At 54.6% G+C, this 15,763-nt stretch carries 11 protein-coding genes; 4 read left to right on the top strand and 7 right to left on the bottom strand.

Annotation, left to right across the window (positions count from 1 at the left end):
- Positions 1-37: 37 nt before the first annotated feature.
- From GYRE_RS15055 to gyrA, 5 genes are all read right to left on the bottom strand, one after another.
- The gene (locus tag GYRE_RS15055; protein ID WP_038256317.1) at positions 38-1,153 is read right to left on the bottom strand and encodes a CblD like pilus biogenesis initiator family protein; all 1,116 of its coding nucleotides are present in this window, start codon (positions 1,151-1,153) and stop codon (positions 38-40) included.
- Positions 1,153-3,825, bottom strand: coding sequence for a TcfC E-set like domain-containing protein (locus GYRE_RS15050; RefSeq protein ID WP_038256316.1), 2,673 nt, complete (start codon positions 3,823-3,825; stop codon positions 1,153-1,155). The genes GYRE_RS15055 and GYRE_RS15050 overlap by 1 nt, the downstream gene beginning before the upstream one ends.
- Positions 3,826-3,896: 71 nt before the next feature.
- Positions 3,897-4,415 (bottom strand): CS1 type fimbrial major subunit, encoded by a 519-nt coding sequence (locus GYRE_RS15045; protein ID WP_038256314.1) that lies wholly within the window; start codon positions 4,413-4,415, stop codon positions 3,897-3,899.
- A gap of 115 nt (positions 4,416-4,530) precedes the next feature.
- Positions 4,531-5,250, bottom strand: coding sequence for a fimbria/pilus periplasmic chaperone (locus GYRE_RS15040; RefSeq protein ID WP_038256399.1), 720 nt, complete (start codon positions 5,248-5,250; stop codon positions 4,531-4,533).
- 262 nt (positions 5,251-5,512) lie between these two features.
- On the bottom strand, positions 5,513-8,152 hold the full coding sequence (gene gyrA / locus GYRE_RS15035; protein ID WP_006820912.1) for a DNA topoisomerase (ATP-hydrolyzing) subunit A: 2,640 nt from the start codon (positions 8,150-8,152) through the stop codon (positions 5,513-5,515).
- A gap of 147 nt (positions 8,153-8,299) precedes the next feature.
- Here gyrA and ubiG point away from each other — a divergent pair, with 147 nt between their 5' ends.
- The 4 genes from ubiG (at position 8,300) to yfaE (ending at position 13,166) form a co-directional block, all read left to right on the top strand.
- Positions 8,300-9,028, top strand: a complete 729-nt coding sequence (gene ubiG / locus GYRE_RS15030) for a bifunctional 2-polyprenyl-6-hydroxyphenol methylase/3-demethylubiquinol 3-O-methyltransferase UbiG (RefSeq protein WP_038256312.1) — start codon at positions 8,300-8,302, stop codon at positions 9,026-9,028.
- Positions 9,029-9,375: 347 nt separating this feature from the next.
- Positions 9,376-11,661, top strand: coding sequence for a class 1a ribonucleoside-diphosphate reductase subunit alpha (gene nrdA / locus GYRE_RS15025; protein WP_006820914.1), 2,286 nt, complete (start codon positions 9,376-9,378; stop codon positions 11,659-11,661).
- Between the two features lie 120 nt (positions 11,662-11,781).
- Positions 11,782-12,912 (top strand): class Ia ribonucleoside-diphosphate reductase subunit beta, encoded by a 1,131-nt coding sequence (nrdB, locus tag GYRE_RS15020; RefSeq protein ID WP_006820915.1) that lies wholly within the window; start codon positions 11,782-11,784, stop codon positions 12,910-12,912.
- Positions 12,912-13,166, top strand: a complete 255-nt coding sequence (gene yfaE / locus GYRE_RS15015; protein ID WP_038256309.1) for a class I ribonucleotide reductase maintenance protein YfaE — start codon at positions 12,912-12,914, stop codon at positions 13,164-13,166. Before nrdB ends, yfaE begins: the two co-directional genes overlap by 1 nt.
- Before the next feature lie 28 nt (positions 13,167-13,194).
- On the opposite strand, the gene glpQ is transcribed toward yfaE, so the two are convergent.
- Entirely contained in the window at positions 13,195-14,268 is a 1,074-nt protein-coding gene (glpQ, locus tag GYRE_RS15010; RefSeq protein WP_038256307.1) for a glycerophosphodiester phosphodiesterase, read from the bottom strand.
- A gap of 12 nt (positions 14,269-14,280) precedes the next feature.
- Positions 14,281-15,633, bottom strand: coding sequence for a glycerol-3-phosphate transporter (glpT, locus tag GYRE_RS15005; protein ID WP_038256305.1), 1,353 nt, complete (start codon positions 15,631-15,633; stop codon positions 14,281-14,283).
- Positions 15,634-15,763 lie beyond the last annotated feature (130 nt).

Below are 15,763 nucleotides of genomic sequence, written 5' to 3'. Positions count from 1 at the left end.
TTTGCCGCAATGTACACAAGGCTGAAAAGCACCCGCGCTAATCGACGGTCGGCGTAGTTGGGGTAAAGACGACGGTGAGCGTCCCCTGGTAGTAACCCGCGTTTTTATCGGCAATGCTGAATTTTGCCACACTAAGCTTTAACGGCGTGGGCGAACACAGCACCGGCGTAGGGATAGCCGGTAATCTGACCGGGCGGACTCTCCCCTGGTTTATCTGGGTCCAGGTGAGCTGTTGATTGTTGACCACGTCCAGCATGCTGTCGTTTTCCGGGTTATACATACGAACGTGATAATCCACCCGATCGCGAGTCTCGCTGGCGTCGCCGCCGACCCGGTAGATGGAGAAATCGCCGTCGCTTCTGCCGTCGTGCGCTTTTTGCTCATCATGTAGCAGGACGTCGTACTGAGTGCTGTTGGCGTTGTAGCCGTCGTACAGACACATGTCGAGCGAAACCGTATCTGCCGCCCACGGGTTCTCATTCGGCGAACCGTGCGGATGCAGGTCAAGATCGACGCGCGGGCTGGCGGTACCGAACTCCGGGAAGTAGATATCAACGTGCGACGGGTCGGTCACCTTGAGAGTGATGTCGGCGTTCCAGGCGGTAGAACTATTGGGGCCTCCCCCCCAATAAGACACCAACTTAAGGTGGGCAGTCCAGAGACCACCGACGGGGAGTTTCGCCAGCTCTGCCGCCGGAACATAGACGTACAGATCGGAGGTATCACGATATACCCCCGCACAGGTTACGTTAGCAAAATTGCTTAACGTGAATTGTGCCGTCATATGATTAGCGCAATGACTGTCATTCTTTATATATGCAACTCTGTACCCCTGTAGCGTTAAATCCACCGTCAATGCAGAGCGTTTTTCTGTGAATCTCAGTTTTATGGGTGTCGGCGTCGAACCCGTTGAGGTGTTTCTGCCCGTCGGGCAGGCCCCGGTCACAGAGTCGGAGGAGCTTTTACACGCAACGGTGTTATTTCCGTAGGCATTGTGTCCATCACTATCAACCCCCTGGTTAACGCCATTCCACAGCCAGATATCCGCCCCGGGCGGCGACATACGATCGAAGGTGCGGGTTAACGTCAGGTCATCCCCCGCCAGGGCGCTGCCGGTCGCCAGCAGGAGTAACAGTGCAGATAGCATTTTCATTATTCATCGTTCCGGTTCTGGGAGGTTTGCAGGTTCTGCTGCTCGCGGCGGCGTTTTGCCAGCAGATCTTTATTGACGCTGTCCGGCAGCGCCTCCGGGGTAATGCTCTGGCACAGCGTCTTGCCTACGTAACGCACCACGCCACGCTGTTTTTGCACAGTCAATGGACACTGGTAGTAGTGCGTGCCCGAGGTCAGGTAGAGCATCTTCGCTTTGCCCGGCAGCTGGGCGGTAAAACCGCCGTCTTCCGCCAGCAGCAGCATACGAGTATTGAGGCCAATAACCGGGTTGCTGCGCGCTCCGGCGGGCAGTTCGAGGGTACCGACGTAGCCAAAACGCTGCTCGGCGGTGATGGTTTTCATCCGCACTTTACCCGGCAGCAGCATCACGTCGCTGCTGCCCGCACCGTTGACTATCGCCGTGGTCGCGCCTTCACTCGCCATCCGGCTATCGGCGATTTCAACATGCGAAGATGCATACGGTGACAGCGGGAACAGCGCTTTGCTGCCGGTTTTTAACGCCACCGGGCGGTTGCCGCTGACCCTGGCATCCACCAGCGCCGCGCTGTCGCCCTCAAAACCGTCAACGTCGTCAACCTTCACCAGCAACGCCGCAGCCGGATCGCTGGTCCCTGCTCCGCCCCAGTCCAGCCCCTGGCGGGAAAGCGCAAACGAGGTGCTCCACGAGCCGGTCGCCGCGGTGGTGTGCTCATTACTCTGGTTGTCGTAGCTGTCGGAGAGCGTTGCACTCATGTCCCCGTAGCGGCCGTCGTAGCGCCCGGTCACTGAGGTATCCAGCGTGTCGGTATTGATCCCGCCCGCCTGCACCGTCAGCTCTTTATGGGCGCTGTCGTCCCAGTACCAGTCGTGCTCTACCTGGTAGGAAGTTTGTGAATTGCCATGCTTGCTGTCGCGGTAATCGGCACTAAGCCGTGTGGACTGACTGCGGAAATGCTCATCCGGCTTCGGCGTTTCATACAGCGAGAGCGAGAGATAGATACCGTTGTCGCGGTCGTCATAGCCCTGGTCGTTGCGGGTAAACGCCCCCAGGGTGCTGCTGAGCATCCAGTTGCCGATGCTCCAGGAGCGTGAGCTGCTGAGCTGCAGCGTGCGGGAAACCGCGTTGGCGGTGGTCTGGCTACCAAGGTTATCGCTGAACGATCGCTCATCGTCCCAGGTGCTGTGGTCATCATGATTCTCAGTACGAATGAAGCTCAGCACGTTGTTCCAGCCCCAGAAGCTGGCGGTCAGCGAGGCGTTCATATTTTCATAACAGCCAATCTGGTTGTAGCTGAGGTCGTCATCGGCGTCGTCATTACACTCCTGCCCGCGCGAAGAAGAGCGGTAGAGGCTCAATGACGGCAAATCGGGTACTGACCAGCTCAGCTGTTCGCTGTCACCCCGGCCGCCGGCATCATCGTGGTAAAGGTTAGCGGAAAGGGTCGGTCGCCCGGCGGCGCCAAAATCCGGCGAGAAATCGATGCCGCCTTCCACTGAGCGAATGCCGTCGGCTACGGCGGCCCCGCCGGTGAGCGAAAGCATAGTCAACAGCGGAAGCCGAATACCGGCCTGATAGGCCTCGCTATCCTCACCGCTTATCTGCCCGCCCTGCACAAACCAGTGAATACGCCCATCGCTCATGCCACCGTTTTTGGTAAATGAGGTGCTTTCGGTGCGCGCCAGCTGATTGCTTTCATAGACACGCAGGGTCACGGTATAGCTGCCGTCGGGAAACTGAGAGGTATCAAGAGACTGGTTGCCCGCAGGCAGATAGAAAGAGCCGAGGAGCTGGTTGCCCCGGTAGGCGTCAATACGCGAGCTGCGGGTCAGCAGCACCATCACCGGGGTACCCTGGCCTGCACGTTCGGGGTTGAGGTAGCTCATGGTGCTCCCCATACGCGCGCCATCAATGGCACCCAGCGGCAGGAAGCTAAAGCTGAAGTTACCGCCCTGCGTATTGAACAGGGTGCGGTTATCCATCCTTCCGGCCTGAAAATAGTAGCGACGGGCGATGTCGTAACGGTAATACAGGTTACTGACGTCAACGTTGTTATCGCTGTCATCGTCGTTTTTCGAGGCGGTGAGCGACCAGTTGCTGCCAATGTAGCTGTTATCGCTGATGCCCAGCGCGTCCGCTCCCTGCAAAAACAGGCTGCTGTAATCATCCTGTTTCAGAACGTTGAGATCCTGCTGATGAACCAGCGCATTTTCAACGCTGTTGGTATCCGCCGCCCGGTACATCGATTGCTGGTTATCTACCGGCATCCAGCCGTCGCGGAAAAAAAGCGTCATGCTCGAGTCGCTGTCGTCATAAATCCCTGCCACGCCGTCCGTTTTCAGGTATCCGCATCCGGACTGAGCGCCATTCGAACCACAGGCCAGCGCGCCGTTGCGCGCCAGCGGTTTGGAAAGCGCCTGGAGAATGGACTGATAATCTGCGCTGTCTGGCTTCACCGGAAGCTCCAGCGCCGCCAGCACGTTTTCAGGATTATCAAACCGGACGCTTTCCAGGCTGACGGTCGCATCGAACAGACCCACATGTTTTCCGGCAAGCACCACGTCCACCCGCTCTTCAACGCCTTCCGCAAGGATCTCAAAACCTTTGGGCACCGTCGGCGCGCAATACGACGCAAAAGACGTCAGGATCAATAAACAAAGCAGACTTTTTTTCATGATTATTTATCGCTGCAGGCGGATAGAAACCCGCATCAGACGATGCGGGTGAATACAAGGGAGGAAATGACTTACTGGGTAGCCGCGTCCTGATACAGATAGATGCTCACCACCCCCTGGTAGTTACCGCTGTCCAGCGCACCCTTGGTGGTCTGAGCGATAGTCAGCGCGCGCGCCACGGAGCCGGTAGTGCTGTCACCGCCGGGGAAAATGTCAGACACGGCGAGATCCACATCCTTATCTGTCGCCAGCGCATCATCACCCCAGGAAACCGTCAGCGGAACGGCGGTACCCTCGGCGCCGGTGGTGTTGACCAGCTGCGCCGTTGAGACCAGCTTCATGTGGATGTCGCCGGAGGTTGAGGACACATCGTTAGACCAGATTTTACTCTGGACGCTGTACGGGCTGAGGCCGCTTCCCGGGATATACTGCATTTCAACCGCTTTCGGTAAGGCGCTACCGTCAGCCTGGGTCATGTCGAGGGAAGCATCGACGTTGGCGGTTACCGTAATATCTTTCTGTACAGCAAAAGAGGTACCGGCAGCGGCCACTAAACATAATGCCACGAGGGGTTTAATAATGAATTTCATACGTCTTTCCTTAATTTAATAGCATGCTCAGCTTTCACTATGAGAGCATGAGTGAGGTTTCCATTACGGAAGTAAAATTCTTATAGGCAGAAAACTAAAAACAGAATCATGTTGATTAATTGACGACAAACGACTGGCTTCCATTTTTTTTAGCAATCCAGTCCTTGTAAGTAATTTCAATATGCTGAATACCGGAAAGCGAAGGCAGCTGATACTGACCATCGGGGAAAATATTCCGGTTATCCGTTTTATGCTGACAGTTTTTCCCCGACTGACCCGCACGACAAAGTGCGATATCCGTAATTTTGACGCGCTGGGTTCCCTGATTAAGCAGCTGGTGCTTATCGCCGGACAGCGTCAGTTTAATCACCGGCTGCTGCGGTGGGACGGAAACCAGAACCCCCCAGACCAGGTTAACCGAGAGCTTTGATGAAATCGCGCTGGTGTTCGCCGTGCTGGCGTCATCAAGAGACGGCACGCTCTGGAACATCACCCGATAGATAGCCTCTTTCTGATCCGGGTCCATCGCTTCCATACGCACTAATTTACTGGCGCCACCCGGAAGGGCAAACAATGGCGGCATCACGACCAGGCCGGTACCATCGTTCCCGCTAACCTCGACCTCTTTTTCTTCAGGCGTTGCCGGGTTCGTGATTTTAAATACTTTCGTTCTGACGTACTGCACGTCATTACTTTTTGAAATAACACGGACACTCCCTTCACCGTTGGCGCCCATACTGACTGCCATCGGATAGACGGTCATATTGGCAAATGCAGCCGGGATAAAGAAACATGCCAGGCTTACCGGCAGTACCTTCTTAATAAGTGTTTTCATAATAATGTTATTCAATGTAATGTTTATGTAGCAAATAATACATACAGCGAGGAGTGGGATAAAATTAGATTATCTAAAACAAGAATTAAGTTTGTCTCAGCATAATAAATCTCAATGACTTTTCTTATTTTGCGTGAGGTTAGCGATAACAACCAGGCCTGCCAATAAGCTTGCTCATATTTCAGAATAAATTTAGATTCACAAAACAAATAAAAAAGGGGACACCTTGCGGTATCCCCTTTTTACTAACGTATCGCGTTAATTATTCGTCGGCTTCGTCTTCAGAAGCGTCGTCATCGGCTTCCGTTTCCGGCGCGATGTCGTCGTCGCCTTCTGCGGCGCTGCCGTCGATAGAGTCGAGCTCTTCGTCGTCTACCGGCTCAGCCACACGCTGCAGGCCCACTACGTTCTCATCTTCCGCGGTACGAATGAGGATCACGCCCTGGGTATTACGACCGACAACGCTAATCTCAGACACGCGAGTACGCACCAGCGTACCGGCATCGGTGATCATCATAATCTGATCGCAGTCGTCTACCTGCACCGCGCCCACCACGGAACCGTTACGCTCGGTCACCTTGATGGAGATAACGCCCTGGGTACCACGAGATTTGGTCGGGTACTCAGTTTCGGCGGTACGTTTGCCGTAGCCGTTCTGGGTCACGGTCAGGATTGCCCCTTCACCGCGTGGAACGATAAGCGACACCACGCTGTCTTCGCCCGCAAGCTTGATACCGCGCACGCCAGTGGCGGTACGGCCCATCGCACGGACGGCGTTCTCTTTAAAGCGCACCACTTTACCGGCCGCAGAGAACAGCATGACTTCGTCGTTACCAGAGGTCAGATCCACACCAATCAGCTCGTCACCCTCGTTGAGGTTAACGGCGATGATGCCCGCAGAACGCGGACGGCTGAACTCGGTCAGCGCGGTTTTCTTCACGGTACCGCTGGCGGTCGCCATGAAGACGTTTACGCCCTCTTCGTACTCACGAACCGGCAGGATCGCGGTAATACGTTCGTTCGCTTCCAGCGGCAGCAGGTTGACGATTGGACGTCCACGTGCGCCACGGCTCGCTTCCGGCAGCTGATAAACCTTCATCCAGTACAGACGACCACGGCTGGAGAAGCAGAGGATCGTATCGTGGGTGTTGGCCACCAGCAGGCGGTCAATAAAGTCTTCTTCTTTAATACGTGCTGCAGATTTGCCTTTACCACCACGACGTTGTGCTTCGTAGTCGGTCAGCGGCTGATACTTCACATAGCCCTGGTGAGACAGGGTAACCACCACATCTTCGCGGTTGATCAGATCTTCAATGTTGATATCAGAGCTGTTAGCGGTGATTTCAGTGCGACGCTCATCGCCAAACTGATCGCGGACCAGCTCCAGCTCTTCACGGATCACTTCCATCAGACGCTCGGCGCTGCCGAGGATGTGCAGCAGCTCAGCAATCTGCTCCAGCAGCTCTTTGTACTCGTCGAGCAGTTTTTCGTGCTCAAGGCCGGTCAGTTTCTGCAGACGCAGATCCAGAATCGCCTGGGCCTGCTGCTCGGTCAGGTAGTACTGACCATCGCGCACGCCAAACTCTGGCTCCAGCCACTCCGGACGCGCGGCATCATCACCGGCACGCTCCAGCATGGCAGCGACGTTACCGAGCTCCCATGAGCGGGCAATCAGGCCTGCTTTCGCTTCAGCCGGCGTCGGCGCACGGCGAATAAGCTCGATGATCGGGTCGATGTTAGCCAGCGCAACCGCCAGCGCTTCGAGGATATGGGCACGATCGCGCGCTTTACGCAGTTCGAAGATGGTACGACGAGTCACCACTTCACGGCGATGGCGAACGAAGGCTTCCAGGATCTCTTTCAGGTTCAGGATCTTCGGCTGGCCGTGATGCAGTGCCACCATGTTGATACCGAAGGAGACCTGCAGCTGGGTCTGGGAGTACAGATTGTTCAGTACAACCTCGCCCACCGCGTCACGTTTGATCTCGATGACGATACGCATACCGTCTTTATCGGATTCATCACGCAGCGCGCTGATACCTTCCACGCGTTTGTCTTTTACCAGCTCGGCGATTTTCTCGATCAGGCGAGCTTTGTTCACCTGATACGGAATTTCATGCACGATGATGGTTTCGCGACCGGTTTTCGCATCGGCTTCTACTTCAGCGCGGGCGCGGATGTAGATTTTACCGCGACCGGTGCGATAGGCCTCTTCAATGCCACGACGACCGTTGATGATCGCCGCAGTCGGGAAGTCCGGCCCCGGGATGTGTTCCATCAGCCCTTCGACGGTGATGTTTTCATCGTCAATGTACGCCAGGCAGCCGTTGATCACTTCCGTCAGGTTATGCGGCGGAATGTTGGTCGCCATACCTACGGCGATACCGGATGAACCGTTCACCAGCAGGTTAGGAATTTTGGTTGGCATGACGTCCGGAATTTTTTCCGTCCCGTCATAGTTGTCTACGAAATCTACCGTCTCTTTTTCAAGGTCGGCCATCAGCTCATGCGCGATTTTCGACATACGGATTTCCGTATAACGCATCGCCGCCGCGGAGTCGCCATCAACAGAACCGAAGTTACCCTGGCCATCTACCAACATGTAGCGTAGTGAGAACGGCTGGGCCATACGCACGATGGTGTCGTATACCGCAGAGTCGCCGTGGGGGTGGTATTTACCGATAACGTCCCCAACGACACGGGCAGATTTTTTATAGGCTTTGTTCCAGTCATTGCCCAATACGTTCATGGCGTAAAGCACGCGACGGTGTACCGGCTTAAGGCCATCGCGGACATCCGGCAGCGCACGGCCAACAATCACCGACATCGCATAATCCAGATAAGAGTTCTTTAACTCTTCCTCGATGTTAACCGGTGTAATTTCTCTCGCAAGGTCGCTCATCTAACCGCTTTCCCTCTACTTGTGTCCCGGGTTCAAAGGTCGCAAATTATAACACAACCACGTAAAGACAGGTAAACCTATACGCTTTATTCACGCTCACCACCTGATATACTCGCGGGCATGGATAAAAAAGGAGTAAATGCACCCATGAATGCCGAAAAATCGTCGGTGATACACAACGTTGACCATGAAGAGATCGCCAAGTTTGAAGCCGTGGCATCCCGCTGGTGGGATCTTGAGGGTGAGTTTAAACCCCTGCACCGCATCAATCCGCTGCGTCTGGGCTATATCGCCGAGCGTGCCGGTGGTCTGTTCGGCAAGAAGGTGCTCGACGTCGGCTGCGGCGGTGGCATTCTGGCGGAAAGCATGGCGCGGGAAGGCGCAACGGTAACCGGGCTGGATATGGGATTTGAGCCGCTGCAGGTGGCACGTCTGCATGCCCTGGAAAGCGGTATTGAAGTCGAGTACATCCAGAAAACCGTCGAAGAGCACGCGGCACAGAACCCGCAGCAGTACGACGTGGTGACCTGCATGGAAATGCTCGAGCATGTTCCGGACCCGCAGTCGGTGGTTCGTGCTTGTGCACAGCTGGTGAAACCGGGCGGGCACGTTTTCTTCTCAACCATCAACCGTAACGGTAAAGCCTGGCTGATGGCGGTGGTCGGCGCGGAATACGTGATGCGCATGGTACCGAAGGGGACGCACGACGTGAAAAAATTCATTAAGCCTGCGGAGCTGTTAAGCTGGGTGGATAACACCTGCCTGCAGGAGAAGCACATGACCGGTCTGCACTACAACCCGCTGCTGAACTCCTTTAAGCTGGCCCCCGGCGTAGATGTTAACTATATGTTGCACACAACGGCCAAAAATGACTAACGTCATAAGATAATCTTCTTAAAATTGCGCAAGCCTGGTTTGCGCAATTTTTCCTTCTCGTTGAAGAAATCAGCACTCGATCAAATTTTCATTTTTTTTTGCGAAATATTGACATGACCGCCAGGCCTTACAGTACGAGGACTTAGCGTTTATTACCCTTTCGCAACCTCAATTTAACGTCAAAATCAACCCTTGTACTCAAAAGAATCCTTACTAGAATACTCACCATATAGCGTTAATCTTATCGAACAACCCCTATATCTTGTATTTATCCACAGAGTTAGTCACAACGGAGCTCTGTGGATAAACGGGGGATATTTTTCATTTCACGGACAGGTAAAAACCACATGAATCAGAGTCTGCTGGTGACAAAGCGTGATGGCCGTACTGAGCGCATCGACCTCGACAAACTGCATCGAGTGCTGGATTGGGCGGCAGAAGGGCTGAATAACGTCTCTATTTCTCAGGTGGAACTGCGCTCTCATATCCAGTTTTACGACGGGATCAAAACCGCCGACATCCATGAGACCATCATCAAAGCGGCAGCGGACCTGATCTCCCGCGAAGCACCGGATTACCAGTACCTGGCCGCACGCCTGGCCATTTTCCATCTGCGTAAGAAAGCCTACGGTCAGTTTGAGCCGCCGGCGCTGTACGACCACGTGGTGAAGATGGTTGAGCTTGGCAAATACGACACTCATCTGCTGGAAGACTACACGGAAGAAGAGTTCAAGCAGATGGACGGTTTTATCGACCACTGGCGTGACATGAATTTCTCCTACGCTGCCGTGAAGCAGCTGGAAGGTAAATACCTGGTGCAGAACCGCGTTACCGGTGAAATCTACGAGAGCGCCCAGTTCCTGTACATTCTGGTCGCGGCGTGCCTGTTCTCAAACTACCCGCGTGACACGCGTCTCAGCTACGTGAAGCGCTTCTACGACGCGGTCTCTACCTTTAAAATTTCTCTGCCAACACCGATTATGTCCGGCGTGCGCACCCCTACCCGTCAGTTCAGCTCCTGCGTACTGATTGAGTGTGGCGATAGCCTGGACTCCATCAACGCCACCTCCAGCGCAATTGTGAAATACGTTTCCCAGCGCGCCGGTATCGGTATTAACGCCGGTCGCATCCGCGCGCTGGGTAGCCCGATCCGTGGTGGCGAAGCGTTCCACACCGGCTGTATCCCGTTCTATAAGCACTTCCAGACTGCGGTAAAATCCTGCTCCCAGGGCGGCGTTCGCGGTGGTGCAGCGACGCTGTTCTACCCGATGTGGCATCTGGAAGTTGAAAGCCTGCTGGTGCTGAAAAACAACCGTGGCGTGGAAGGCAACCGCGTACGTCACATGGACTACGGCGTACAGATCAACAAACTGATGTACACCCGTCTGCTGAAAGGTGAAGACATCACCCTGTTCAGCCCGTCCGACGTCCCGGGCCTGTACGACGCCTTCTTCGCCGATCAGGACGAGTTTGAGCGTCTGTACACCAAATACGAGAAAGACGACAGCATCCGCAAACAGCGCGTGAAAGCGGTTGAACTGTTCTCGCTGATGATGCAGGAACGTGCCTCTACCGGCCGTATTTACATCCAGAACGTTGACCACTGCAACACCCACAGCCCGTTTGACCCGGTGGTTGCTCCGGTGCGCCAGTCTAACCTGTGCCTGGAAATCGCCCTGCCGACCAAACCGCTGGACGACGTTAACGATGAAAACGGTGAAATCGCTCTGTGTACGCTGTCGGCGTTCAACCTCGGTGCGATCGAGAACCTGAGCGAACTGGAAGAGCTGGCCGTACTGGCGGTGCGTGCACTCGACGCCCTGCTCGACTACCAGGATTACCCGATTAAGGCCGCGCATCGTGGCGCAATGGGTCGTCGTACCCTCGGCATCGGCGTGATTAACTTCGCCTACTGGCTCGCGAAAAACGGTAAGCGCTACTCCGACGGCAGCGCCAACAACCTGACGCACAAAACTTTCGAAGCGATTCAGTACTACCTGCTGAAGGCGTCTAACGAGCTGGCGATTGAGCAAGGCGCCTGCCCGTGGTTCAACGAAACCACCTATTCGCAGGGCATTCTGCCGATCGACACTTATAAGAAAGACCTGGATGCTATCACCAGCGAGCCGCTGCACTTTGACTGGGAAGCGCTTCGCGAGTCTATTAAGACTCACGGTCTGCGTAACTCCACGCTCTCTGCCCTGATGCCGTCTGAGACCTCTTCGCAGATCTCGAACGCCACCAACGGTATCGAGCCACCGCGCGGTCACGTCAGCATCAAAGCGTCTAAAGACGGTATTCTGCGTCAGGTCGTGCCGGACTATGAGCATCTGAAAAACAACTACGAACTACTGTGGGAAATGCCGAACAACGATGGCTATCTGCAGCTCGTCGGTATCATGCAGAAGTTCATCGATCAGTCTATTTCTGCCAACACCAACTACGACCCGACGCGCTTCCCGTCAGGTAAAGTGCCGATGCAGCAGTTGCTGAAAGACCTGCTCACCGCCTATAAATTTGGCGTGAAAACGCTGTACTATCAGAACACTCGCGACGGTGCGGAAGATGCGCAGGACGATCTGGCGCCATCTATTCAGGATGATGGCTGCGAAAGCGGCGCATGTAAGATTTGATGAATGATGCCGGATGCGGCGTAAAACGCCTTATCCGGCCTACGGCTCCATTCGAGACGATATTGTAGGCTGGATAAGCGAAGCGCATCCGGCATTACACCCCTGACAGGATAGATATTCATGGCATACACCACTTTTTCACAGACGAAAAATGACCAGCTTCTGGAACCGATGTTCTTTGGTCAGCCGGTTAACGTGGCCCGCTACGATCAGCAAAAATACGACATTTTCGAAAAGCTCATCGAAAAGCAGCTGTCCTTCTTCTGGCGCCCGGAAGAGGTTGACGTTTCCCGCGATCGCATCGATTACCAGGCGCTGCCGGAGCACGAAAAACATATCTTCATCAGCAACCTGAAGTATCAGACGCTGCTGGACTCCATTCAGGGCCGTAGCCCGAACGTGGCGCTGCTGCCGCTCATCTCGATTCCTGAGCTGGAAACCTGGGTCGAAACCTGGGCGTTTTCCGAAACCATTCACTCGCGCTCCTACACCCATATCATCCGCAACATCGTCAACGATCCGGCGATTGTGTTTGACGATATCGTGACTAACGAGCAGATCAAAAAGCGCGCCGAGGGCATCTCCTGCTACTACGACGATCTGATCGAGATGACCAACTACTGGCATCTGCTGGGTGAAGGCACGCATACCATCAACGGTAAAACCGTGACCGTTAGCCTGCGCGCGCTGAAAAAGCAGCTGTACCTGTGCCTGATGAGCGTTAACGCGCTGGAAGCCATCCGTTTCTACGTTAGCTTCGCCTGCTCGTTCGCCTTTGCTGAGCGCGAGCTGATGGAAGGTAATGCCAAAATTATCCGCCTTATCGCCCGTGACGAAGCGCTGCACCTGACCGGCACCCAGCACATGCTGAACCTGCTGCGTTCAGGCGTTGACGATCCGGAGATGGCCGAAATTGCCGAAGAGTGCAAACAGCAGTGCTACGATCTGTTTGTTGAAGCGGCCCAGCAGGAGAAAGAGTGGGCAGACTACCTGTTCCGCGACGGCTCGATGATTGGCCTCAACAAAGATATCCTCTGCCAGTATGTTGAGTACATTACCAACATCCGTATGCAGGCGGTCGGTCTCTCTCTGCCGTTCCAGACCCGCTCCAACCCGATCCCGTGGATCAATACCTGGCTGGTTTCCGACAACGTTCAGGTGGCACCGCAGGAAGTGGAAGTGAGTTCGTATCTGGTGGGTCAGATTGACTCTGAAGTGGACACTGACGATCTGAGCAGCTTCCAGCTCTGATGAGCCGTATTACCCTGAGCCGTTCTGGCACGCAGCTGGTGTGTCAGGAAGAACACCCTACTCTGCTGGTTACCCTCGAGTCGCATCGGGTGGAAGTCGAGTATCAGTGTCGTGAAGGTTACTGCGGCTCCTGCCGCTGCCGTTTGCTATCCGGTGATGTCACCTGGGTTACACAGCCGCTGGCGTTTATTCAGGACGGTGAGATCCTACCCTGTTGCTGTAAAGCGCAGGGAGATATCGAGATAGAGATGTAACAAAAAAGGGCCTTACGGCCCTTTTGTTTTACTTCGGTTCTTTACTTAAAAACTGTACGGCTTTGTCCGGGAAGTCGGTGAACAGCCCGTCAACGCCCGCCTTGTTGTACAGAATGTCGTACAGCTGGTTAACGTTGGTGGCGTACTCCGGCAACTGGTCTGCACGTACGGTATATGGATGCACCTGCATGTGGCTGGCGTGTGCGTCCTTCACCATCGCGGTCAGCTTGATGTTCCCGGTTTTAGAACCTTCTGCCACCAGCATGTGGTAGTCAGGACCAATCCCGTCAGCGTAAGCCGCAATTTTCTGCATCGCGCCAGGCTTGAACATCCAGTCGTAATCGTAGTTCACCCACTTACCGTCCGGCTGTTTTTGCTGCGTCTCTTTCCAGTCGGTATAGGCAATCAGCTGAACCAGGTTCAGGTTCATGCCCATCTTCGGCTCCAGCTCGTTCTTGATGCGTTTGAGTTCGTCGGCATCAAAACACTGCAGATATACTTTATCCTGCTTGCTGGTGTAACCGTATTTCTTCAGCACTTCCAGGGTTTTAGCAGCGATGTCTTTGCCTTCCTGGTGGTGGAACCACGGCGCTTTAATTTCCGGGTAGATACCAATATTTTTGCCGGTAGAGTGGTTCAGCCCCTGCACAAATTCGATCTCTTCTTCGAAGGTGTGCACGCGGAAGTCAGATTTCCCCATCGGGAAACGTCCCGGATAGGTCTGCACTTTTTTACCGTCAACGATATCGAAACCTTCGGTGAACTTCAGCGATTTGATTTCCGCAAGCGTGAAGTCGATAGCGTAGTAACGCCCGTCCTTACGGGCGCGATTCGGAAAACGTTCAGCAACATCGGTCACGCGATCCAGGTAGTGATCATGCAGCACCACCAGATGGTCATCCTTGGTCATGACCAGATCCTGCTCAAGGTAGTCAGCACCCTGCGCGTAGGCCATCGCTTTCGCCGGGAGCGTATGCTCCGGCAGGTAGCCGCTGGCGCCACGGTGGGCAATGACAATTTTTTCCGCGGCTACCGCGTTGAAACTCGCGGCAGCCCCCGCCAGCAACAGGCTGGCGGTTAATACGCTAATCGTTGTTTTCATTTATTTTCCTTGTTATGCGCGTTTAGCCTGCATTTCAGCGTGATGACGTTTTTCACCCAGCATGACCACAATCAGCAGCAGAACAGCCAGTACGCTACCACCAATCATCACCATGAAACCGCCGTCCCAGCCGAAGAAGTCAACGGTGTAACCCACGATGGCGCTGGCCGCGACCGAGCCACCGAGATAACCAAACAGACCGGTAAAGCCCGCCGCTGTCCCCGCCGCTTTCTTCGGTGCCAGTTCAAGCGCATGCAGACCGATAAGCATGACAGGGCCATAAATCAGGAAGCCAATCACAATCATACAAATCATGTCGACGTTCGGATTACCCGGCGGGTTCAGCCAGTACACCACGGTAGCAATCGTCACCAGGGTCATGAAGAACACACCGGTGGCACCACGGTTACCTTTAAACACTTTGTCCGACATCCAGCCGCAGAGCAGCGTCCCCGGGATCCCGGCATATTCATACAGGAAATAGGCCCAGGAGGATTTATCCAGCGCGAAGTGCTTCACTTCTTTCAGGTAGGTCGGTGACCAGTCGAGGATGCCGTAACGCAGCAGATAAACGAACACGTTCGCCACCGCGATGTACCACAGCAGTTTGTTCGGCAGGATGTACTGCATGAAGATCTGTTTTGCGGTCAGTTCTTCTTCATTTTTGTCGCTGTAGTCATCCGGGTAGTCGTTTTTGTACTCTTCGATTGGCGGCAGACCGCAGGACTGCGGGGTATCACGCATCAGCGCAAAGGCAATAATCGCCACCAGAATGGCACCGAAGGCCGGCATGTACAGCGCCGCTTTCCAGTCGTTAAACCACGCCATACCGAGCAGGAACAGCAGCGGCGGAATACCACCACCGACGTTGTGCGCGCAGTTCCAGACCGAAACAATCCCACCACGCTCCTTCTGCGACCACCAGTGAACCATGGTACGTCCGCACGGCGGCCACCCCATTCCCTGGAACCAACCACAGAGGAACAGTAAAGCAAACATAATCATGATGCTGGAAGTTGCCCAGGGCACAAAGCCCATCACCAGCATCACCAGCGCGGCCAGAATCAGACCCGCTGGCAGGAAAATGCGCGGATTCGAGCGGTCAGAGACCGACCCCATGATGAATTTCGAAAATCCGTAAGCAATGGAGATACCGGAGAGTGCAAAACCGAGATCGCCACGAGAAAAGCCTTGCTCGACCAGGTACGGCATAGCAAGGGCAAAATTCTTGCGCACCAGATAGTACGCGGCATAACCAAAAAATATTCCCAGGAAAATTTGCCAACGCATGCGGCGATAAAGCGGGTCGACCTGTGCATCCGGTACTCGCGCTTTATGCGGTGCGGGTTTAAAAATGCTCAACATACTAGCCTCCGTGGCCATACTTTGTCTGACGTGATAACCCTCTAATAGAAAAGGAAATTTAAGAGGGCTTATTTTGTGGCGGCGATGGTATGAGAAATACGATGTCGTTACTGTGAAACATCGCACATAT

The organism is Yokenella regensburgei ATCC 49455 (genome assembly GCF_000735455.1).
GTDB lineage: Bacteria > Pseudomonadota > Gammaproteobacteria > Enterobacterales > Enterobacteriaceae > Yokenella > Yokenella regensburgei.
The sequence above is the reverse complement of the archived record's forward strand: the minus strand, read 5'-3'. Positions and strand labels throughout refer to the sequence as shown.

What these genes read in the sequence shown, in the direction of transcription:
- GYRE_RS15055 (WP_038256317.1), bottom strand. Translation starts at nt 1,153, where the DNA reads ATGAAAATGCTATCTGCACTGTTACTCCTGCTGGCGACCGGCAGCGCC.
- GYRE_RS15050 (WP_038256316.1), bottom strand. Translation starts at nt 3,825, where the DNA reads ATGAAAAAAAGTCTGCTTTGTTTATTGATCCTGACGTCTTTTGCGTCG.
- GYRE_RS15045 (WP_038256314.1), bottom strand. Translation starts at nt 4,415, where the DNA reads ATGAAATTCATTATTAAACCCCTCGTGGCATTATGTTTAGTGGCCGCT.
- GYRE_RS15040 (WP_038256399.1), bottom strand. Translation starts at nt 5,250, where the DNA reads ATGAAAACACTTATTAAGAAGGTACTGCCGGTAAGCCTGGCATGTTTC.
- gyrA (WP_006820912.1), bottom strand. Translation starts at nt 8,152, where the DNA reads ATGAGCGACCTTGCGAGAGAAATTACACCGGTTAACATCGAGGAAGAG.
- ubiG (WP_038256312.1), top strand. Translation starts at nt 8,300, where the DNA reads ATGAATGCCGAAAAATCGTCGGTGATACACAACGTTGACCATGAAGAG.
- nrdA (WP_006820914.1), top strand. Translation starts at nt 9,376, where the DNA reads ATGAATCAGAGTCTGCTGGTGACAAAGCGTGATGGCCGTACTGAGCGC.
- nrdB (WP_006820915.1), top strand. Translation starts at nt 11,782, where the DNA reads ATGGCATACACCACTTTTTCACAGACGAAAAATGACCAGCTTCTGGAA.
- yfaE (WP_038256309.1), top strand. Translation starts at nt 12,912, where the DNA reads ATGAGCCGTATTACCCTGAGCCGTTCTGGCACGCAGCTGGTGTGTCAG.
- glpQ (WP_038256307.1), bottom strand. Translation starts at nt 14,268, where the DNA reads ATGAAAACAACGATTAGCGTATTAACCGCCAGCCTGTTGCTGGCGGGG.
- glpT (WP_038256305.1), bottom strand. Translation starts at nt 15,633, where the DNA reads ATGTTGAGCATTTTTAAACCCGCACCGCATAAAGCGCGAGTACCGGAT.